At 67.6% G+C, this 19,281-nt stretch carries 18 protein-coding genes and 1 pseudogene; 9 read left to right on the top strand and 10 right to left on the bottom strand.

Features of this window, described 5'->3' with window-relative positions; translation table 11 throughout:
- Positions 1-23: 23 nt before the first annotated feature.
- Genes ABD260_RS14970 through ABD260_RS14955 form a run of 4 tightly spaced genes read right to left on the bottom strand, consistent with a single transcriptional unit; the run spans position 24 to position 4,479 of the window.
- On the bottom strand, positions 24-896 hold the full coding sequence (locus tag ABD260_RS14970) for a carbohydrate ABC transporter permease (RefSeq protein ID WP_344234103.1): 873 nt from the start codon (positions 894-896) through the stop codon (positions 24-26).
- On the bottom strand, positions 893-1,834 hold the full coding sequence (locus ABD260_RS14965) for a carbohydrate ABC transporter permease (RefSeq protein ID WP_344234102.1): 942 nt from the start codon (positions 1,832-1,834) through the stop codon (positions 893-895). The genes ABD260_RS14970 and ABD260_RS14965 overlap by 4 nt, the downstream gene beginning before the upstream one ends.
- On the bottom strand, positions 1,831-3,150 hold the full coding sequence (locus ABD260_RS14960) for an ABC transporter substrate-binding protein (protein WP_344234101.1): 1,320 nt from the start codon (positions 3,148-3,150) through the stop codon (positions 1,831-1,833). The genes ABD260_RS14965 and ABD260_RS14960 overlap by 4 nt, the downstream gene beginning before the upstream one ends.
- Before the next feature lie 30 nt (positions 3,151-3,180).
- The gene (locus ABD260_RS14955) at positions 3,181-4,479 is read right to left on the bottom strand and encodes a cellulase-like family protein (RefSeq protein WP_344234100.1); all 1,299 of its coding nucleotides are present in this window, start codon (positions 4,477-4,479) and stop codon (positions 3,181-3,183) included.
- A 127-nt stretch (positions 4,480-4,606) separates the two neighbouring features.
- Here ABD260_RS14955 and ABD260_RS14950 point away from each other — a divergent pair, with 127 nt between their 5' ends.
- Both ABD260_RS14950 and ABD260_RS14945 read left to right on the top strand, forming a co-directional pair.
- Positions 4,607-5,485 carry an AraC family transcriptional regulator gene (locus ABD260_RS14950; protein ID WP_344234099.1) on the top strand — a complete coding sequence of 293 codons (879 nt, stop codon included), beginning with the start codon at positions 4,607-4,609 and terminating at the stop codon, positions 5,483-5,485.
- Between the two features lie 28 nt (positions 5,486-5,513).
- The gene (locus ABD260_RS14945) at positions 5,514-5,894 is read left to right on the top strand and encodes a hypothetical protein (RefSeq protein ID WP_344234097.1); all 381 of its coding nucleotides are present in this window, start codon (positions 5,514-5,516) and stop codon (positions 5,892-5,894) included.
- A gap of 7 nt (positions 5,895-5,901) precedes the next feature.
- Here ABD260_RS14945 and ABD260_RS14940 read toward each other — a convergent pair whose 3' ends face one another.
- The gene (locus tag ABD260_RS14940) at positions 5,902-7,014 is read right to left on the bottom strand and encodes an SGNH/GDSL hydrolase family protein (protein WP_344234096.1); all 1,113 of its coding nucleotides are present in this window, start codon (positions 7,012-7,014) and stop codon (positions 5,902-5,904) included.
- A 473-nt stretch (positions 7,015-7,487) separates the two neighbouring features.
- Here ABD260_RS14940 and ABD260_RS14935 point away from each other — a divergent pair, with 473 nt between their 5' ends.
- Genes ABD260_RS14935 through ABD260_RS14920 form a run of 4 tightly spaced genes read left to right on the top strand, consistent with a single transcriptional unit; the run spans position 7,488 to position 11,062 of the window.
- Positions 7,488-8,414, top strand: a complete 927-nt coding sequence (locus tag ABD260_RS14935; RefSeq protein WP_344234095.1) for an EamA family transporter — start codon at positions 7,488-7,490, stop codon at positions 8,412-8,414.
- Positions 8,415-8,428: 14 nt separating this feature from the next.
- Positions 8,429-9,346, top strand: a complete 918-nt coding sequence (locus tag ABD260_RS14930; protein WP_344234094.1) for an aminoglycoside phosphotransferase family protein — start codon at positions 8,429-8,431, stop codon at positions 9,344-9,346.
- A 36-nt stretch (positions 9,347-9,382) separates the two neighbouring features.
- Entirely contained in the window at positions 9,383-9,862 is a 480-nt protein-coding gene (locus tag ABD260_RS14925; protein WP_344234093.1) for a nuclear transport factor 2 family protein, read from the top strand.
- 24 nt (positions 9,863-9,886) lie between these two features.
- On the top strand, positions 9,887-11,062 hold the full coding sequence (locus ABD260_RS14920) for a lanthionine synthetase LanC family protein (RefSeq protein ID WP_344234092.1): 1,176 nt from the start codon (positions 9,887-9,889) through the stop codon (positions 11,060-11,062).
- A 26-nt stretch (positions 11,063-11,088) separates the two neighbouring features.
- Here the strand turns inward: ABD260_RS14920 and erm are convergent.
- From erm to ABD260_RS14895, 5 genes and pseudogenes are all read right to left on the bottom strand, one after another.
- Positions 11,089-11,837 (bottom strand): annotated as a pseudogene (gene erm / locus ABD260_RS14915) (23S ribosomal RNA methyltransferase Erm); the annotation flags it as partial.
- Between the two features lie 276 nt (positions 11,838-12,113).
- Entirely contained in the window at positions 12,114-12,791 is a 678-nt protein-coding gene (locus ABD260_RS14910; protein WP_344234091.1) for a hypothetical protein, read from the bottom strand.
- Positions 12,788-13,285: a sigma-70 family RNA polymerase sigma factor gene (locus ABD260_RS14905; RefSeq protein WP_344234090.1), complete on the bottom strand. Its 498-nt coding sequence runs from the start codon at positions 13,283-13,285 to the stop codon at positions 12,788-12,790. Before ABD260_RS14905 ends, ABD260_RS14910 begins: the two co-directional genes overlap by 4 nt.
- A gap of 38 nt (positions 13,286-13,323) precedes the next feature.
- Positions 13,324-15,000 carry a hypothetical protein gene (locus ABD260_RS14900; RefSeq protein ID WP_344234089.1) on the bottom strand — a complete coding sequence of 559 codons (1,677 nt, stop codon included), beginning with the start codon at positions 14,998-15,000 and terminating at the stop codon, positions 13,324-13,326.
- Positions 15,001-15,281: 281 nt separating this feature from the next.
- Positions 15,282-16,022 (bottom strand): nucleotidyltransferase domain-containing protein, encoded by a 741-nt coding sequence (locus ABD260_RS14895; protein ID WP_344234088.1) that lies wholly within the window; start codon positions 16,020-16,022, stop codon positions 15,282-15,284.
- A 198-nt stretch (positions 16,023-16,220) separates the two neighbouring features.
- Between ABD260_RS14895 and ABD260_RS14890 the strand changes: the two genes are divergently transcribed.
- Genes ABD260_RS14890 through ABD260_RS14880 form a run of 3 tightly spaced genes read left to right on the top strand, consistent with a single transcriptional unit; the run spans position 16,221 to position 19,271 of the window.
- Entirely contained in the window at positions 16,221-17,195 is a 975-nt protein-coding gene (locus ABD260_RS14890; RefSeq protein ID WP_344234086.1) for an ABC transporter substrate-binding protein, read from the top strand.
- Positions 17,196-17,199: 4 nt separating this feature from the next.
- A complete protein-coding gene (locus ABD260_RS14885) occupies positions 17,200-18,231 on the top strand; it encodes a FecCD family ABC transporter permease (protein ID WP_344234085.1) in 1,032 nt (343 codons plus the stop codon).
- Positions 18,228-19,271 carry a FecCD family ABC transporter permease gene (locus ABD260_RS14880; RefSeq protein ID WP_344234084.1) on the top strand — a complete coding sequence of 348 codons (1,044 nt, stop codon included), beginning with the start codon at positions 18,228-18,230 and terminating at the stop codon, positions 19,269-19,271. Before ABD260_RS14885 ends, ABD260_RS14880 begins: the two co-directional genes overlap by 4 nt.
- Positions 19,272-19,281: the final 10 nt, after the last annotated feature.

Raw genomic sequence — 19,281 nt, 5'->3', positions numbered from 1 at the left:
GCGCCCCGGCCCGGCATGCCCGGTCAGGATTTGACGGAACCGGCGGTTAGGCCTTCCAGCAGTTGCTTGCGGAGCAGGAAGAAGACAACCAGGGACGGTACGGCGGCCAGGACCGCGCCGGCCATGACCAGGTCGATCTGCCGGCTCTGTGAACCGTAGAGATTGGCGAGCCCCAGGGAGAGGGTGTACCGGTTGGGGTCGTTCACGATCATCAACGGCCAGAGGAACGAGTTGTAGCTGTTGATGAAATTCCACACCGCCAGCGCGCCGATCGCCGGGCGCAGGATCGGGAGCACGATCCCGAGAAAGATGCGGAACTCCCCGCACCCATCCACCCGGCCCGCTTCGAGCAGCTGGGGTGGAATGGTCTGCTCGATGTACTGCCGCATCATGAAAATGCCGAACGCGGGTGCGATCCACGGCACGATCATCGCGAAGAACGGCTCGGTCAGCCCGACCTGGGTCAGGATCACGAACAGCGGCAGCAGTACGACGATGTACGGCACCGCGAGCGACCCGAACATGAAGTTGAACAAGAAGTTCTTGCCCCGGAATCGGTACATTGCGAAACCGAATCCGGCCAGCGAACAGACGAACACCGCCAGCGCGGTGGAAATGACCGCGACAATCACCGTGGTCAGGAACCAGCTGCTGAACGGCGCCTGCTGAAACAGATGCCGGTAGTTCTCGAAGGTCGGCGGATTCGGCAACGGTGCCGGCGGGTACGCGAACATGTCGCCGCGCTTCTTGAAGGACGTCGACAACGTCCACACCAGTGGAACGACGACGACCGCCGCGATCACGGTCAGCGCTACGTACACCGCGGTACGGCCGGCGCTGATCGGTCGACGGCGGCGCGGTGGAACGACGCGAGGTGATGCGGTGACGGCAGTCATTCGGCATTCCTTCCCACGCCGAGCAGCCGGTTCGCGACTTGCCCGATCACGAACACGACGACGAAGAGCACGACCCCGGCGGCGGCCGCGTACCCGAGCTCCTGGCGCTGGAAGGCGGCGCGGTAGATGAAGATGCCGACCGTCAAGGTGGCGAAGTTCGGGCCGCCGCCGGTCAGCAGGTACGGCTCGTCGAAGATCTGCGCGGTCCCGACCAAACTTGTCACCACGATGAACGCAGTGACCGGTTTCAGTGCGGGCAGTGTGACGTACAGGAAGCGTTTGACCGGGCCGGCGCCGTCGATCTCGGCCGCCTCGTGCAGTTCCCGCGGTACGCCCTGCAGTCCGGCGAGGAAGAAGATCACCAGGTACCCCGTCCATCGCCACACGATCAGGATCGCGACACTGACCCGGGCCCACCACGGGTCGCCGAGCCAGTCGATCCCGCCCGAACCGAGTACGGCCTGCAGGACCGCGTTGAGCAGTCCGAAGTTCTTGTCGAAGAACAGCTGGAACACCAGCACGATGACAATCGGCGACAGCACGATCGGCGTGAAGTACACGACCCGGAACAGGTCGCGGCCGCGCAGACCGCGGGTGTTGAGCGCTTGGGCCACCATCAAGGCCAACGGGACCACGACCACCATCGCGACCAGGACGAAGAACAGCGTGTTCCGCAACGACAGATAGAACTGGTCGTCGCCGAACAGCCGCCGGTAGTTGGCCAGGCCAACCATCTCGGGCGTACCCAGGCCGGCCCATTCGGTGAAGGACAGGTACAGGCCGACGAGGATCGGGACCAGCAGGAAGATCAGGAACAGCAGGTAGAACGGCGAGATGAACACGTACGGGGCGAGGCGTAACCGCAGCGGCTGCCGACGCCGCGGTGCCTCGGCGCGGCTTCGCGGCGGCGCGGTGGTGTCGCGCGTTGCGGTGCTCATTGCGATTGCTTCTGGAAGTCGCTCGCCGCCTTCTTCAGCGCGTCGGCCGGAGTCGCCTTGCCGGCCAGCACCTGCTGGATCTGCCCGCCGACCACATCACGCAGGACCGACACATTGGCGTTTTGGTAGTACGGCGGTGCCGCGTCGGCGACGCCCTGGTACACCTCGAAGACCTTCTGACCGCCCAGGTACTCGGCCTGGAACGACGTGAAATCCGGATCGGTGTACAGCGACTTCATTGTCGGCAGGTAGCCGGCCGTCTTGAACCGCAGCAACTGCCCTTCCTTGGTCAGGTAGGTCTTCCGGACCAGATCGACGCCTGCGGTCGTCCCCGGCTTGTCCTTGAACACCGCGAACCCGGTACCGCCCAGCGTCGCGCCGAAGCTGCCACCGGCGGCGAACTTCGGCAGCTTGCGCGCCCGCCACTTGCCCTTCTGATCGGGTACGTTCGCCACCAGCCCGTACGCGAGGTACCAGCTCGGCATGAAGGTGGCGATCAGCTTCTCGCTCTTCAACGCTGCCGCGTTCGGGGCGCCGTACGGATCCGGGACGGTGAGGAAGAACCCGCTCTTGACGCTGTCCAGCATGAACTGGAGCACCTCGACGGCCTCAGGGGTGTCGATCTGGGCGTTGCCGTCGGCATCGAAGATGTTCTTGCCGCGCTGCTGGTACAGCTGCTGGAAGGTACCCATCGCGTCGCCCGGCGTACCGTTTCCGGCGATCCCGAACGCCTTGCCGGACTTGGCGCCGGCCTGCCGCAGCTCCTCCCAGGTCGCGACGTTGGGATCGATACCGAGCTTCTCGAACAGGTCCTGCCGGTAGTACAGCACCGTCGGGCAGGTGTCGGACTCCAGCCCGTACGTCTGCCCGTCGACGGAGTAGTCGGTCAAACGGAGCAGATCCTTCTTCTCCGTGTCCGACAACAGCTCCGTCCAGTTCACGAAGATCGACTTCGCGATGTTGTTCTTCATCGTCCGCGGGAACTGGCTGACCTCGACACCGACGATGTCCGGCGTACCGGTCTTCGCTTGCGCCTGCGCCAGCATCTTGGTCACCACCGCGTCCGCGGCCAGATTGGTGAACTTCAGCGTGTACTGGAACGGATCGGTGTAGGTCTTCGACATCGCGGTGAACGTCTTCACGTACCCCGGGTCGTGCGTCCAGAAGTCGAGCGTCACCGGGCCGGACTTGGTACCACCGGTGCCGTCCTTGCCGGAACCGCCGCAGGCCGACAACAGCGGGGCGGCCATCAGACCGCCGCCGACCAGGCCGGCGGCGCGTAGCACGGTACGGCGGGACAGTTCGTGGTTCGTCATGGTGTGGCCTTCCTGATCGGGATTCGGGCCTCAGTACGCGGCGGCCGCGGTCGGCGTGCCGGCCAGGAAAGCCGCGTTGCACTGCCGCTGGAGGGTGACGTCGGACCACATGAAGTGCTGTGGCGCGGCGTTGGAGCAGACGATGGTGCCCCAGGCACCGACCTTGGTGGACTCGTCGACGGCCAGCCGGCAGAACTCCGCGCCGACCGGACCTTCCTCGTACCGGGCGTCGCGCGGGGTGTACCCGACCCAGCCTTCGCCGAACACCAGCGGTACGCCGTGCTCGATCGCCCAGTCGCGGGCGACCTGCAACCAGAGCTGGAGTTTCACGGTCATGGCGTGATCCCAGGACTGGTGTCGCCGGTACAGCCAACGATCGAAGGCCTCGGGGTCACACCAGTCGTGGACGTAGATCTCCGGCTTGGCCACGATGGTGGCTTCCCATCGCCATGGTTCATCCGGTGCCCACTCGCTCAGCGGCGGCGCGCCGGGCCGTAGCAGTTCCCGGGATACGCGCGCCTGATCGAAGTCCTCGACCGGTCCGCGCAGGCCATAGGTCGTGTACAGGTCTTGCAGTACGCCGTAGATGTACGGGTGCGTGACCAGTACGTCGATCTGCTCGGGAATCGCGCGCATTTCGCCAACCGGTACGCGGGCGTAGTTCACGGTGACCGGGCGGTCAGGGTGACGGCGGTGGAACGCGTCGAGCGCCCGCTCCAGCCGCGGGCGAAGTGCCGCCAACTGCTCGCCCTCCGCCCTGGTGAGGCCGTCGGTGAGGCGGCCGACCTGCACCTCGTTGTGGATCTCGGTGAACGCGATGCGGTCGTCGAGCTCATGCTCGGCGAGGAAGTCGATCAGGTCCGCCAGCGCGTGCGCCTGAGCCTCGGCGCGGTCCTCCGGTGCGATGGCCAGCAGCGCCTCGCACCAGGCCGGACTTTCCGCGAAGGAGGAGCTCTGCTGGTACTCCCACGACGACAGAATCACGTAGCAGTCGTGCCGCTTGGCCGCCTCGAACAAGGCGCGCAGGTGGGCGCGGCCGTCGATCACGGTGGGTTCGGCGACGTCGTACCAACGGACCCGCTGCGCGTACCCGTTGCCGAGCGGCCCGAGGCGTACGGCCGTGGTGTCCAGTCCGCTGCCGAACAACAGATAGGGCATCGCACAGATCCGGATCGTGTTGTACCCGCGATCCACCGCCTCGGCGAACGCCTTGTCCAGGTCGGCGAACGGCTCGCCGGGCCCGGTGCGGACGTACCAGGAGAAGTCCCACAAGGAGATCGCGAGCCGCTCGGGCAGATGGGCCGGGATCGGGACCGGGACGTAGGTCATGGCCTGCCTCTCGTCAGGACCTCCGGTCGGAGGCGCATGACCGAACGCTAAGAGCCGTCGGCGCGACCGGGAATGGAAGAATCTCTGAGGAGTATGGACAAATCTCTGATCCGAGGAGGCTCTGGCCATGTACCACAGGCGTGAGTATCCCGGCGGGCGGTTGCTGATCCTGCCGCGCCCGCTGGTCCACGAGGCACTGCGGCGGCCGCCGACTTCACACCTGCTGGTGACCGATGCCGGGTACTTCCCGCACGCGACCCGGCACGCACGGTCCCGGCTGCGCGGTTCCCCGCAGGCGATCGTGATCATGTGCACCGAGGGTTCCGGCTGGGTCGAGATGGACAATTCGCGCTGCGACGTCGAGGCCGGGCAGTTCGTGATCATCCCGCCGCGGGTGCCGCACAGCTACTACGCCGACCCGGACAAACCCTGGTCCATCTGGTGGTTGCACCTGGCCGGTTCAGACCTGCCCGCACTGCTGAGCGCCGTCGGGCTCACCCCGGAACGCCCGACCGGCCTGATGGCCGACCCGATCCGGTTGGTCGAGCTGGTCGCCTCCATCTGCGACGACCTGGCCGCCGACGAAACCCAGGCAAGCCTGACCGCCGCCGCCGGCGCCGCCTGGCACCTCCTCGCCCGGCTGGCCGCGGAACGCAGCAACCGCGCCGGCAATCACCAGTCCATCGCCCGCGTACAGACGTACATGCGGGAAAACCTGGCGACTCCACTCTCCGTTCCGGCCCTCGCCGCGATGGCCGGTTTCAGCACATCCCACTTCTCCGCCCGCTTCCGCGACGCCACCGGGTACACCGTCGTCGAGTACACCAAACGCCTCCGCATGGCCCGAGCCCGCCAGCTCCTCATCACCACCCGAGACCCCATCGCCGACATCGCCCACGCCGTCGGCTACACCGACCCCCTCTACTTCTCCCGCCAGTTCACCGCCGTAAACCACCTAAGCCCCACCCACTTCCGAACCCGCTCCCTGGAAGAACAAGTCCACTAGCTCCGGCCGACCCTGATGGAGGAACCGCATGCCAACCGGTGAGAGTACGAACCTGACCGCACTGCTCGCCCCAGCTCAGGTAGGTGTCGCGCGCGATGGCGCGACAGTTTTCCACACCGGCCTGTGGCTCAGCCCGAACAAGACGTTGCTGTTCATCGGAGTAGTAGCTGACGGGGCGGTGCCCCCATGGCCGCAAAGACCGTCGATCCTGATCACCGGCGGCGAAGACCTCAGGATCGAGGGCCTTTCTTTCGTCATTGGCTCTGCAGTCAGCGGCGGCTGCACCTGGCTGCTCCAAACCGAGATCAAGCCGAACCAGGTACCGCTGTTGTCAGGCGGCATGCTGACCCTGCGATATGGCGACGCCGACCTCGAGTACACCGCGGCACTGACCACCCATCCGCAGTGAAGCGCGCTCAGCGGTTGTTGAGCTGACTGCCGGGCCGAAGGGGCAGGTGGCCACGGATTGTGGTTGCCAGGTTTTGGGCTACTTTGTCGTGGGCGGGGATGGTGGGGTGGGTGCCGTCGGTGGTTTCGGTGGTGGGGTTGATCCAGCCGGTGGTGTCGATGAACAGCACGTTGGCGTCGCCGGTGGTGTTTCTGGTGGTGACGCAGTCGGCTATTTCGGTTCGGTGTGCGGTGTTGAGGGGTGACATCGCGAAGATCGTCGCCTCGGGGTAGTACGCCCGGAGGTTTTCGAGAAAGGTCAGGTACGCGGGTTGGAAGTTGATCGCCTTTGGTCCGGTCGACGGGTCATTCGTACCTAGATTGATGACTATGCAGTCGGGTACGTATTGTGCCGTGTCCCAACCAGGTACGTTCACCTCACCGGGGACGTACTCGGACAGCTTGGTGTACCGGCTCACCATTCCGGACGCGTCCGGTGCCCCGGAGCCCGCGGCCGTCGCAATCCCGCCGAACGCGACCGTATTGTGCGCGAACCCGAGCAGCTCCGGCGCCTTGTAACTGAACGAACTGCCCAGCGAATTCACCAACCCCGGCCCGATGTACCCGACCGAGATCGAATCGCCGATCACCTCCATGACCGGCCGCCTCGCCACCGGCTGCGTCCGCGCACCCGGGTCGATCTGCAGGTACTTCAGCTTCGGAAAAGACTGCTGATACTCCGAATAGAACTGCAATGAATGCGGCCCCGCACCGAGCCCCGCCGCAATCACCACCGTTCCACTCGCGGTGATGTTCCGCTGCACGGCGCCACCATCCACCCGATAAAGAATCCGGCACGAATTCTCCAGCACCACCGCTGTCGACGTCCCGGTGAACCGAAGTTCGAGACCGCTTTGGTAGTACCCCTCGACGTACCCAGCCGCCTGCTGCCACCGCCCCAGGTACCGAATGTTCGGATCACTCACCGGAACAACCCCATCGGCGTACGACACGCAACCAGCGACCGCCTTCGTCAGCGGCGATGCCCCGAGGACAACCCCACCCGCCACCACCGAACCCGCCTTGAGCACCGTCCGCCGGCCGACGATCCGCGCGCCCCGGCCACCATCCCGCTCAACCATCCGCCGTCTCCCTCACTCGATGTCGAGTCGACGCTATTGAGCACCCCACCCCCACACCACAGCGGGAATTGACCAAAACCAGGACAAGATTTGCGGCCGGCGTCGCCGGCTCCGGCAGCCCGGCCCGCGCTGGTCAGGAGCTCTTTTCGCGGCCCTCGAGGCCTACCGCGTCCCGGAGTTCACGGGTTGCCTGCTTCAGCTCAGGGCGCCCAGACGACCACCAGCAACACGCAGAGCGCGAAGAACCAGGCCCTGGAAGCAAACGCCGAGGCGACGGTGGCGAACCGGTCGAAGAACCCCAGCCGCCCCGAAACATCCGACCCAGAAACCGAACTGCACTGGACCTCGCCCTCCAAGCAGATTTCCGAACGGAAAGCCGATCGGTCCTTGAGTTATTGGTGCAGTCATGAGACCGCCCTTGGAGCCTTCGTTTGCGCATGGTGGCGTTCGGTCTTGCTGTCGACAATTGGGGCATGACAAGTTCGGACGACGCCCGTCCAGGAAGCGCCGCACGGACCGTGGAGCGAATGCCGCCGCACGTGTACTTCGTGGTCAGCGCGGTGTTCCACTACCTCGGCCCCGCACTGGCGGTGCTGTTGTTCGCCCGCGTCGAGGTGCTCGGGGTGGCGTGGTTGCGGATCGCGACCGCCGCGGTCCTGTTCGCGGCGTGGCGGCGGCCGTGGCGGGTGTGGAGTCGCCTCGACCGGCCCACTCGCCTGCTGCTGCTCGGCTGGGGCGCCGTCCTCGCGGTGATGAACAGCGTCTTCTACCTCGCGATCGACCGGTTGCCGTTGGGTACGGTCGCCGCGATCGAGTTTCTGCCGGTCATCGTGCTGGCCGCGGTCGCCGCCCGGACCGGCCGGAACATCGCCGCACTGATCGCGGCAGTCGGCGGGGTGTACCTGCTCACCGACGTCCGGCTGGTTTCCGAACCACTCGGGATGACGTTCGCTGTCGCCAATGCCGTGCTGTTCGCCCTTTACATCGTGCTGGGGCACCGCGTGGCCCGCAGCCGGCAGGTGTCCGGCATCGACGGCCTGGCGCTGTCGATGCTGATCGCCGTGGTGATCGCCCTGCCGATCGGCCTCCGCCAAGCCGTACCGGCCTTCCTGGATCCGGTCGCGCTTGCCGCCGCGGCCGGGGTGGGTATCTGCTCCTCGGTCATCCCTTATGTCACCGACCAACTCGCCATGGCTCGGTTGCCCCGCGCCACGTACGCCCTGATGGTTTCGTTGCTACCGGCAACAGCCACCGTCATCGGGATCATCGTGCTCATCCAGTTCCCCACCGCCGCGGAGGCATTCGGTGTGGCGCTGGTTGTCGCGGGCGTCGCCCTCCACCAGCAACGCCCCGCGGCTTCCCAACAACCGAAACCCGCTTCGTCTCACCAGGGCCCCTGAGCTACGGTTTCCCAATGGATCTGGACATTCCCGGCCCGTTCGCCGCGTCGTACGCCAGGATGTATGGCGCCGAAGGCAAGCAATGGATTGCCGAGCTCCCCGCGCTGGTTCAGGGATTGCTGGATCGTTGGGAGTTGAAGCGCGATGGTGATGCCGGCGCCGGTGAAGCGTCGCTGGTGTTTCCAGTGCTGCGTACGGACGGCTCACGCGCTGCCCTCAAACTCCAACTGCCCCGGGAGGAAACGACCGCCGCACTGATCGGGCTGCGGGCGTGGAACGGCGACGGCATCGTACGGATGCTCGACCATGATCCGCAGAGCAGCGCCATGCTGCTGGAGCACCTGGACAGCTCACGGACGCTGGCGTCCCTCGAAGACGATGACGTGGCCATCACCACCTTGGCCGGAATCATGGCCCGGCTGCACTCCGTACCCGCGCCCGAAGGTCTGCGTGGTCTCGGCGACATCGCGTACGAGATGCTGGCGTCGGTTCCGGCGGCGGTAGCGGCCCTACCGGACCCCGATGACCAGCGGCGGGTGCAGGACTGGGCGGCGGCCGTCACCGAACTGGTCAGCGAGCCGGGCGACCGGATGCTGCACTGGGACCTGCACTACGACAACGTGCTCGCCGCCGATCGCGAACCCTGGCTGGCCATCGACCCCGAACCTCTCGTCGGCGACCCCGGCTTCGACTTGTGGCCGGCCCTCGACACCGGTTTGGAGGGCCACCCAGCCGGCGACGCTCCCCGACTGGTCCGGCGCCGCTTCGATGTGCTGACCGAGGCCCTCGGTCTGGACCGCCAGCGCGCCACCGGCTGGACCTTGGCCCGGCTGCTGCAGAACACCCTGTGGGACATAGAGGACGGCGAGACCACCATCGCCCCCTCCCAAACCACGATCGCCAACGCCCTTCCTCCGTTCGGGAAACGCTGACACGAGATGTCAGCGAACTGACTTAGCGTTGAGGTCATGACAGATCCTTCGACGCCGGCCGACCGCTCTGTGGCCGCCTGCAACGACGCTGCCCGACGGCGCGAGGCGGTCGCGGCCACCGTCACCGAGTTTCTCAACCGCTTGACCCAAGGCGATCCCGACCGGATTGCCGAACTGTTTGCCGACAGCATCGACTGGCAACTCGACTGGCCGGACGAGGGCGACCCCTCGGTCCCCTGGATCCGCCCCCGCTCGACCCGCGCCGACGTCGCCCAGCACTTCCACGAACTGAACGCCGCCCACGTCCCGGAGAAGCGGGGCGGGATGCCACCTCGAGTCCTGATCGACGGCCAGGACGCCGTCATCCTCGGCGACATCCGGCAAACCGCCCGAGCCACGGGACGCGCGTACCGCGCCCTGATCGCACTGCATCTCACCATCGTCAACGGCAAAATCACCCGCTACCACGTGTACGAGGACAGCCTCACCGTCGCCCAAGCTCTCACTCCGGGCTGATCGAGCGTCGGTAGGCTGCCGGGCATGGAGACGTCAGCGGCACGTACCGAGACTGCGACCCGGCTTGCGCGCGGAGCGGCTGACTGGTTGGTCGATCGCAACCCCGAGGATTCATCGCTGTACCACGGTCAGGCCGGCATTGTGCTTGCTCTGCAGGAAGCCGCGCGGCATTTCGACGATGATCGCTACGACCGCGCGGTCAAAGCCCGCGTGGCAGCTCTGGTCGCGAGCATCGACAGTGTCGAGGGCTCGTCGCTGTACTTCGGCTTGGCCGGCGTCGCCGCAAGCCTGGCCGCGCTGGGCGAGCACGAGGCAGCAAACGATGCACTGGCCCAGGTTCGGGATCGCTTCGACGGGCATCGCTGGAACTCCATGTTCGAGCTGCTGGCAGGCAACGCCGGCATCGGGCTCGGCGCATTGTGCGCGGGCGATCTGGACTTGGCCGTGACCGCGGTGACGCCGTACCTGACGACCGCGGATCAGACACCAGGCGGCGTGAACTGGCAGGTCCGGCCGACTCCGCCCCGGTCCCATCACATCGCGCACGGCACCCTGGGCATCGTGTACGCGCTGGCCGCCGTCGGTCACGCCGCCGGCCGGCAGGACCTGATCGACCTTGCGCTCGCCGGTGCGGCGGATGTCGTGAGTCGCAATGAAGCCGGTGCCTCCGGGTTCCTCGTACCGCACTCCGACCCGCCGCACCGCCCGGAGCTGATCGAGCGGTACAGCCTCGGGTGGTGCAACGGGCCGGCCGGTGACGCACAGGTGTTCCGTCTGCTCGCGCGAGTCACCGGCGATCCGGCCTGGGTACGCCTCGGTGACCGCTGCTGGCAAACGGTCACCGAGTCCGGGTTGCCGCGCCGCATCCGCCCGGGCTTCTGGGACAACCACGGCCGCTGCTGCGGAACCGCGGGCGTACTCGCCCTGGCCTGCGATCGCATCGTCGAACGCGGCGACGACTCCACCTTCGCCGACGTCCTCGTCGACGACCTCGCCACCCATGCCCTCGTCGACGAATCCGGCGTCCGCTGGTCGAACTACGAACACCGGGCAACCCCACCAGACCTCGAACCGAGCCCCGGCTGGGCGATGGGCAACGCAGGCATCCTTCGCGAACTACTGCGGTACGCCCGCCTGACCGAGGGCGGCTCCGGCGAGTACGCGATCCCTTGGCCGGACCACCTCGCCACGAACCACTAGGGTCACCTCCTTCGACGGCGTGGTGGGGCATGGTCGAAAAGCGCGACCCATTGCTCAACGGTCAGGTCCTTCGGAAGAGCATCCGGCCGTACGCCCGCACGCGCGACCAAGGACCGAGCGAGGTCCATGCCTCCGATGAGGTTGGCGAGGATTCCTGCTACTCCATGCCCTTTACGGGTGAACACGTCGTGTACGAACTGCCGGTAGCGCTCGCGATCTGTTGGCGCAACCAACGGTTCGGGGCGGCGGGTCAAGACCAGCAAACCGCCGTCCACGTTCGGAGCAGGCCGCAGCGCCCTTCGCGGCACGCGCCCGCCGAGAGTGAATTCGAACCACGGCCACCATTGCGCGGTCATCATCGTCGCGCCACCGACGCCCGCGCGGCGCCGCGCCACTTCCCACTGCACCAGCAGGACGCTCCTGCTCCACGACGGCGCGTGCAGCAACTTGCGCAGGATCGCTGTGGTCAGGTGGAACGGCACATTCCCGACCACTACATGTTCGGTGCGCGGCATTCGCCAGGTCAGGAATCCGCAGTCACGACCTCGACCTCAAGCGATTCCCGAAGGAACGCGGCTGATCGCGGATCGATCTCGACCGCGGTGACCGGGCGGCGAAGTGCCTGCAGTCTCGTCGTCAACGCACCCCGCCCGGGCCCGATCTCGACAATCGGCCCGGAGGATTCGGCGACAAGCTGGATGAATCGATCGATGGTGGTGTGGTCGGTGAGGTAGTTCTGGCCGTGCTCGTGCCGGCCACCCCGATACGTACGCATGGGAACAAACGCTCCGGAAGAAGAGTGACGTCCGGGCACGCGAAAGCGCCGCCCGCTGGACCGCGGAGCGGCGGAAACGTCCTCAGAACAGATCCGCCGCTAGAAGCAGCGAATCCGAGTAATTGCATGCGCAGCACAGCTCATGTCCCCCAGCATATCTGCCCCACCCCCGACCCCGTACGCGGCCGCCCCGTCGTCACCCCAGATCGCGCTTTGAGAAGCCACCGCGCGTTTTCGCGGCCGGAAGTGCGTGGTGGGTTCTCAAGGCGTGGGGTGCTACAGCTGGATGGTGAAGAAGGTCAGGGGGCTCTTTGGCGGCAGGATCTGGCCGTAGATCATGACGGTTCCGGCGGGGATCGGCTTGGCGCAGGCGGCGATGTCGAGGCGGTACACGACGGTCGAACCGCCTGCTTCCGGGGGCGTGACCCGCGTCAGCGTGGCGAAACCGACCAGCTCACGTTGCCGGGTGACCCCGAGCCGAACCACCTGCTCGAGCCGGTCGCTCCGCGTCGGTGCACTCACCGTGAACGTCAGACTGCCGGTCCAGCCCGCAGTGGTGCGCCTCAGTCCGGCGGGCTGCACGCTGAGCCCGTCCATGCCGCTGGGCAGCCGGGGCGGGAATCGCTTGTCGAGAACCGTCCCGCAGACCGGACCGCTGCCGGGTGGCACCGGCTTCTTGGTCGGCAGGGCGTTCTTGGTCGGCAGTGGCTTCGTGACCGGGGCGGGCGTTGGCGTGGTCGCCGGAGCCGCGAGCGGCGGTTCGGCTCCCGGCAGCGCGGCGTACGCACCGAGCGCGATCGCCGACACGGCGACCGCCCCGGCAAGACCGGTGAGTACGACCCGCCGGCGGCGCTGGCGACGGATCCGCGGTACGAGCACTGCTCGGTCGACCGGCGCCGTGCTCTCGTCGGCCATCGTCCGGAGCAACTGCCGGAGGTCGTTGTCGGGGCTCATAGCGCGCTCTCCTCGGTCAGTGTGAGCTGAGTCGCCAGCTTCGCCCTCGCGTCCGCGAGGTGCCGTTTCGCCGTCCCCTCCGCGCATCCGAGCTCCTCCGCAATCTGCAGTACCGACAGGTCTTCGTAGTACCGAAGCACCACGCAGGCGCGTTGCTTCGGGGACAACGTGCCGAGCGCGCGGCGTACTTCGTCCGCCAGCGCCGGATCGTGGTCATGGTGTATCTCGGGCGCCGCGAACAGGTGCCGGTTCGCCCGCCACCAGCCGGCCCGGCGCCGCCCGTCGACGAACTGGTTCAGCATCGCCCGGCGTACGTACCACTCCAGCTGAGCGATGTCGTCGCCGCGCCGGAGCCGCCGGAAGACCCGGAGCAGCGCGTCCTGGACCAGATCGGCCGCGGCGGCGGACTCGCCGGTGAGTAGGTACGCGTAGGCAAGCAGGGCTTGCTCGCGCGTCGCGAGCAGCTCCGTGAAGTCCCGTTCCCAGTCAGCCATCACCCCTAAAGACGAGCTGATGCGACCGGGCGTTGGGGCTAACGCAGACATTTTCTGACCGAACGCCAAAGCTGCGTCCGGGCGAGGCGGCGCACCGCGGGATTCCGCCGGACCCGTTGCTTCAGCGGACTCGCCCGGACCGGCGCCGAGGCCGGGCCTGGTGTTGTCGGGGCCGGGCGTGGTGTCGTCGAGGCCGGGCGGGCCGGTGCCGAGGTCGCCGCGGGCGGCCGGGTGATGTGCTGGTTGACCTCGCCCAGGTGGTCATCGAAGACGGACCGCCACAGCAGCTGCCGCAGCGCCACCTCGTCGGCCGCGGTGCTCTTCCCCGCCGCCGACGTCGCCCACAGCGTACGAATCGCGGCCTCGTCAAAGTCGTCCGACCCACGAAGCCGTACCCGCACCTCCTCCTGATCCGGCGCGGCACCCAGCCGCTTCACCTGCGCCGGTACGGACGCGGCCGGCTTGTAGAACGGGATGTCGGCCCACTGCGGCATCAGCTCCCGCAGCAACGCCAGATGCAGCTCGTTGCCCAACCGTTGCCGCGTCGTCAACCCGAACGCGCCGCGCATGAACGCAGGCAACAGCAACGGCGACACCACTCCACTGCGCTCAGCCGTCGTACCCCACCGGCGCAGCCGTTCGACGATGTAGAAGTGGTCGAGCATGCGCGCGTCGTCGAGTCCGCCAGCCGAGGCCTCGCGCAGTACACGCTGGACCTGCACCCGCACAGCCTCGCGCGCCGCCTCGGCCGGGCCGCGGGCAGGGACCAGCCGCGCCGTCAGTTGCTGAGTGAATACGTCGATGTTGGCGTCCAGCTTCAGTACGTCGCGTGGGTAGAAATGCCCGTGCGCCACCTCGCCGCCCGCGCCGCCGATCGCCAGGTGATCCACTCCGGCCAGATCGGCCGGTGGACCGTGGAAGAGGTACGAGGCCGGCCGCAGCCCTTCGCCGTACCGATGCCACCGCCGCGCTCGATCGACCACCTCGGGAAGAACCGGCGACGCTGATGATGCCGGTAGTACTGGCTGGGGTCGTTTGACCACGTGCTCCACCTCGTACGGCAGCGCGGCGACCAGCTGCTCCGCGACGGGTACCTCTGGGCCGTAGCTGTTCAGCCGTACGTCGACACCGGCGGACAGGAACGCCGCAGCCACCACCCGGGAGTCCCGCCCACCGCTGAGGTCCACAGTCGGTGTGCCCGGCCACAGCCGGCCGATGGATCGCACCACCGTACGCAGGCCCTCCGCGGTCTCCTCCGCCGGCGTCGTACCCGACCAGACACTGGCCGGATCGATCCGGGTCACGATCCGCTGTCGGCCGTCAGCCGCGACATGGGTAGCCCCCGGCACCACCTGCACCCCGGCGTACGGGGTGGTGTCGCCCATGAACCATCCGCAGCCGGCCGCGTACTGCCAGCCCTCGGTACTCGCCCGCAGCGGCAGGTCCGCGAACAGGCAGGCGGCGACCGGCCGGTTGCTCCACACCCAGCCGTCGGCCATCCGTACCTGAAACAGCCGTCCCAGCCCCACCGAGTCGGTGAACAGGTCGAGCCGCTCAGCCGCACGGTCCACGACGCCGAGCACGAACGGCGCAGCCAGCTCCAGCATGCGACCAGGAGCCGCAAGCACAGCCCGCGCCAGCGGTACGGCGGCCTGCTCCGGGACTAGGTCACCAACAAGAGACTCGTACCCGAGCGGCGCGTACAGGCTCGCCACGCACAGCTCCCCCGCGGCCCGCCACGCAGGCCAACTGGACAACGGTTTCGCCCGGCTCCAGCTGATCAGCCCGACAGCACCGGCCCTACATCGGTCCCGGACGATGTCGTCACCCCAAAGCGCCCGGTAGTACGCCTCGACCCGCTCCACTCCAGCATCCGCCGCCCCAGCACCCCGGTCGAACGCGTACCCGACAATCGTCTCCATACCCACCAAGACGAGCACCCCCGCCCCTCCGTTGGGTGCGCCTTACTTGCTTGGGGCACGGAATGACCGGCCTGTCACCGGACGGCCTGCTCGATCGCAGGTCTGAGGAAGGTGACGGTCAGCTCTGCCCGCCGGGTGAGCCACTGTTCTGTCGCTGGGTCCGGCACGCCGTAGCGACGCTGTCTGATGTCATCCACGACGTCGATGGGGGCGCCAAGCTCGGTGAGTACGTCGAGAGCCTCCGCCTTGGTGATCAGCTTTCCGTCATGCAGCGTCGCCGTTGCTCTGGCGAAAGTCAGCAGGCCGAGATCGACCCAGATGTCGCGCAACCACCGCTCCGGGTGGTCCAGAGCCGGCAGCCAGAAGCTCTTCAGATCCGCGACGACAAAGTCAGCCAGTTGCTCGTCAGTCACCGGTGGAAGGACGTCCGCGGGCGGCTGACCGTACAAAACAAGCCCGAACTCGTGCAGCTCCCGCCTGGTCACCGGCGTGATCGGCCTATGCATCAGCTCTTCATGCGCCCAGGTCAAGTGCGGGCGTGCCGGGTCATCCAACTCAGTCACCACGGCATAACTGCAATGCAGCTTCGACGCCAGCGGGACACCGCCCAGCTTCTGGTGCAGCTCCCCGAGTCGCTCCTCCTCCGCCGCCGTACAGGGCCGGTCGAGTACCGCGATCAGGTCGAGATCGCTACGCCCCGGCTGATAGTCACCACCCGCCAGCGACCCGTGCGCCCACACCGAACCCACCGGCACAGCCGCCCGAAGCGCCACCACAAAGCCCTCGACAAGTTGCTCAGTGTCCCGATCCACCATGGGCAAAGTCTGACCACCCGCCTCGTCCTGCCGAACACGGGGCTCGGCCGTCGAGCCGGAAAACCTGTAGCAGCTGTTGCAGGAGCAAACTTGCTCGATCCATTGACACGGGTTCAGGGCGGTCCTACCTTCGAGCGATATACAGCATTCGCATATCAGAGGTCGCTGCAGTCTCCTCCCCTGTTCTAAGGAGCACCTATGAATGCAAGAGTTTTGTCTCGCCGTCTGCTGGCCGCCACGAGTGCGGTGCTGCTGACGGCCGTGGCGGCCGCCTGTGGTGGCAGCGGTTCGGGGACCGGTGCGGCGGCCGGCAGTGGAAGCCAGGACGGTCAATCAGTGACGGTGCAGGCCGCGACGGGTGAGGTGAAATTGCCCAAGCCCGCCGTCCGGGTCGCGGTCATGCAGTGGCAGTTCCTCGAAGACCTGCTGGCGCTGGGTGTGCAGCCGGTGATGATCGCCGATGAGCAGCAGCCGGGCAGCGGGAACCCGTTGCCCTCGCAGTTCAAGGACAAGCTCGGCAAGTACACCTCGCTCGGCAGCCGCATCTCGCCGAACCTCGAAGTACTGTCCGCCGAACCCGTCGACCTGATCGTCGCCGACAAGAGCGAGCATCTGAAGGACTACCAGCAGTTCTCGCAGATCGCTCCGACGCTGATCCTCGACACCACCAGCTGGGCCGACTTCTACCCGAACCTGGAGAAGCTCGGGCAGGCGGTCGGCAAGGCGGACAAGGCGGCCGAGGTGGAGAAGAGCGTCAAGAGCGCCATCGCCGACGCCCACGCCAAGCTCGCCGCCGACGCCGGCAAGCGCGCGCTGATCGGCGTACCGACGCCCGACAAGTTCTTCGCGTTCACCGCGAACTCGATGCCGGCCGGCGTACTCACCGAACTCGGCCTGACCTACGCCTACAAAGAGGTTCCGGGCAAGCTGAGCGAGCAGGCGCCGCTCGAAGCGCTCGCGCAGACGAAGCCGGACGTGATGTTCCTGACCGTCGATCCCGGTTCGCAGGTGGTCACCGACACCTGGAAGGGCAACTCGTTGTGGGACTCGATCCCAGCGGTGCTGGGAAATCATGTGCATACCGTCGATCGCGCGATCTGGTCGGTGGGTCGCGGCGTACTCTCGGTGCCGCTGATGGCCCAGCAGACGGTCGACGCCTTCGCCAAGGGCTGATCCGATGGCGCAAACACTGACCGCACCAGCCGCCGATCGCCTCCGTTCCGTACGGATCCCCCTCGGCGCCGGCGTGCTCGTGCTGGTCGTCGCTTGTGCGCTCAGCCTGATGGTCGGCTCGACCGGGAACGCGTCGCCCGGTCAGGTCCTGCGGGCCCTGACCGGGCACGCCGACCCGCAACTGACGGCGGCGGTGCTGAGCCTGCGCCTGCCCAGGACCGTCGTCGCGCTGCTGATCGGCGCCGGGCTAGCGGTGGCCGGCGCGCTGGTCCAGGGCGTCACCAGGAACCCGATCGTGGAGCCGTCGATCATCGGGGTGAACGCCGGCGCGGCACTGGCGGTCGCGCTGGTCACGTACACGGCCGGCCCGCTGCGCCTGGGCGGGATCGGCCTGATGCCGTTCGTCGCGTTCGCCGGCGCGGCGGCCGCGGCGGCGCTGGTGTTCGTGATGGTGGCCGGGGCCGACATGACACCTGGCCGGATCGCGCTGGCCGGCGTCACCGTCGCCTTGCTCGCGAACGCGCTGGTGATGAGCGTCGTCGTACTGAACGACAACGCGATCCAGTTCCTGCTCCGCTACCTGGTCGGCGGGGTCGACGGCGCCAACTGGTCCGGAGTCGAGACCCTGCTGCCGTACACGGTCATCGGTCTGGGCGGTGCGTTCCTGCTCGCCAAGTCGGTCACGGTGCTCTCGCTCGGCGACGACGTGGCCCGCGGCCTGGGCCTGCCGGTCGAGCGGATCCGGCTGCAGGCGGTCGCGCTCGTGGTGATCCTGGCCGGCGCCGCCGTCGCGGTCGCCGGCCCCATCGCGATGGTCGGGCTGCTCGTACCGCACATGGTCCGGTGGTCGGTCGGTACGTCGTACCTGCGGGTGTTCGGCGTCGGCACCTTGTACGGCGGCGCGCTGCTCGTCGGCGCCGACGTGATCAGCCGGATCGCGATCCCGAGCACCGAGGTACCCGTCGGCGTACTGACCGCGGTACTCGGTACGCCGTACTTCATCTACCTGGCCCGCCGTGGAAGGGGTGTCATATGACGGCCCTCACCGAAATGTTGCCCTCAGCAATGATCCTGCGGCGGGTCGCGCACCGCCGGCTGCTGGTCGTCGCCGGGCTGTTCGGCCTGCTCGTCGCGGTCTCGGTGGTCAGCATCGGCATCGGGGCCGTACAGATCGACCTCGGCCGGATCCTCCGCGCCCTCACCGGCACCGGGACGCTCGCCGATCACCGGATCGTGATCGGGTTCCGGCTGCCCCGGATTCTGGTCGGACTCTGCGTCGGGGCGAGCCTCGCGGTGTCCGGCGTGATCCTGCAGGCCGTCACCCGCAATCCGTTGGCCTCCCCCGCGGTTGTCGGCGTGAACGGCGGTGCGGGGCTGGCCGCGCTGCTGGTACTGACCTTCTCCAGCAGCGCGGCCGCGATCTGGCAGGTGCCCGCCGCGGCGTTCGCGGGCGCGGCCGTCGCGGGCGGTACGACGTACCTGCTCTCGCGGCGGGACGGCATCGTCAACCCCGGCCGGCTCGCGCTGATCGGGGTGGCGTTCGGTGGGTTCTCGCTGGCGCTGATCCAGCTGATCATCGTCACGACGTCCTTCACCGGCGACGTACAGGCCGCGCTGCGGTGGCTGACCGGCAGTCTTTGGGGCCGCACCTGGATTCATGTCGAGCAGGTCGCGCCGTGGACGCTGGTCCTGCTGCCGCTGGCCTGGCTGCTGTCCGACCAGCTCAACCTGCTCGGCCTCGGCGACGACGTACCGCGGGCGCTCGGCTCCCGGCTCGAGCGGGTCAAGCTCGGGCTGCTTGCGATCGCGATCGCACTGGCCGGATCGGCCGTCGCGGTCGGCGGGACGATCGCGTTCGTCGGACTGCTCGCACCACATCTGTGCCGTCGCCTGGTCGGCCCACGGCATCGGCTGCTGATCCCCGCCTCCGCGTGTGTCGGCGCTGTCCTCGTCGTAGTCGCCGACGCTCTCGGCCGCGCGATCCTGCCGCCCGCCGAGATCCCGGTGGGCCTGTTCACCGCGGTGCTCGGCGCACCGTACTTCCTGCTCCAGCTCCGGAAGGGAATGCGCGCATGACGCTCCTCAG

Source organism: Kribbella hippodromi (genome assembly GCF_039531045.1).
Lineage (GTDB): Bacteria > Actinomycetota > Actinomycetes > Propionibacteriales > Kribbellaceae > Kribbella > Kribbella hippodromi.
This window is presented reverse-complemented; position numbering and strand designations above follow the sequence as displayed.

Excerpts from the sequence above, each read along its gene's own strand:
- ABD260_RS14970 (WP_344234103.1), bottom strand. The coding sequence starts at position 896 with ATGACTGCCGTCACCGCATCACCTCGCGTCGTTCCACCGCGCCGCCGT.
- ABD260_RS14965 (WP_344234102.1), bottom strand. The coding sequence starts at position 1,834 with ATGAGCACCGCAACGCGCGACACCACCGCGCCGCCGCGAAGCCGCGCC.
- ABD260_RS14960 (WP_344234101.1), bottom strand. The coding sequence starts at position 3,150 with ATGACGAACCACGAACTGTCCCGCCGTACCGTGCTACGCGCCGCCGGC.
- ABD260_RS14955 (WP_344234100.1), bottom strand. The coding sequence starts at position 4,479 with ATGACCTACGTCCCGGTCCCGATCCCGGCCCATCTGCCCGAGCGGCTC.
- ABD260_RS14950 (WP_344234099.1), top strand. The coding sequence starts at position 4,607 with ATGTACCACAGGCGTGAGTATCCCGGCGGGCGGTTGCTGATCCTGCCG.
- ABD260_RS14945 (WP_344234097.1), top strand. The coding sequence starts at position 5,514 with ATGCCAACCGGTGAGAGTACGAACCTGACCGCACTGCTCGCCCCAGCT.
- ABD260_RS14940 (WP_344234096.1), bottom strand. The coding sequence starts at position 7,014 with ATGGTTGAGCGGGATGGTGGCCGGGGCGCGCGGATCGTCGGCCGGCGG.
- ABD260_RS14935 (WP_344234095.1), top strand. The coding sequence starts at position 7,488 with ATGACAAGTTCGGACGACGCCCGTCCAGGAAGCGCCGCACGGACCGTG.
- ABD260_RS14930 (WP_344234094.1), top strand. The coding sequence starts at position 8,429 with ATGGATCTGGACATTCCCGGCCCGTTCGCCGCGTCGTACGCCAGGATG.
- ABD260_RS14925 (WP_344234093.1), top strand. The coding sequence starts at position 9,383 with ATGACAGATCCTTCGACGCCGGCCGACCGCTCTGTGGCCGCCTGCAAC.
- ABD260_RS14920 (WP_344234092.1), top strand. The coding sequence starts at position 9,887 with ATGGAGACGTCAGCGGCACGTACCGAGACTGCGACCCGGCTTGCGCGC.
- ABD260_RS14910 (WP_344234091.1), bottom strand. The coding sequence starts at position 12,791 with ATGAGCCCCGACAACGACCTCCGGCAGTTGCTCCGGACGATGGCCGAC.
- ABD260_RS14905 (WP_344234090.1), bottom strand. The coding sequence starts at position 13,285 with ATGGCTGACTGGGAACGGGACTTCACGGAGCTGCTCGCGACGCGCGAG.
- ABD260_RS14895 (WP_344234088.1), bottom strand. The coding sequence starts at position 16,022 with ATGGTGGATCGGGACACTGAGCAACTTGTCGAGGGCTTTGTGGTGGCG.
- ABD260_RS14890 (WP_344234086.1), top strand. The coding sequence starts at position 16,221 with ATGAATGCAAGAGTTTTGTCTCGCCGTCTGCTGGCCGCCACGAGTGCG.
- ABD260_RS14885 (WP_344234085.1), top strand. The coding sequence starts at position 17,200 with ATGGCGCAAACACTGACCGCACCAGCCGCCGATCGCCTCCGTTCCGTA.
- ABD260_RS14880 (WP_344234084.1), top strand. The coding sequence starts at position 18,228 with ATGACGGCCCTCACCGAAATGTTGCCCTCAGCAATGATCCTGCGGCGG.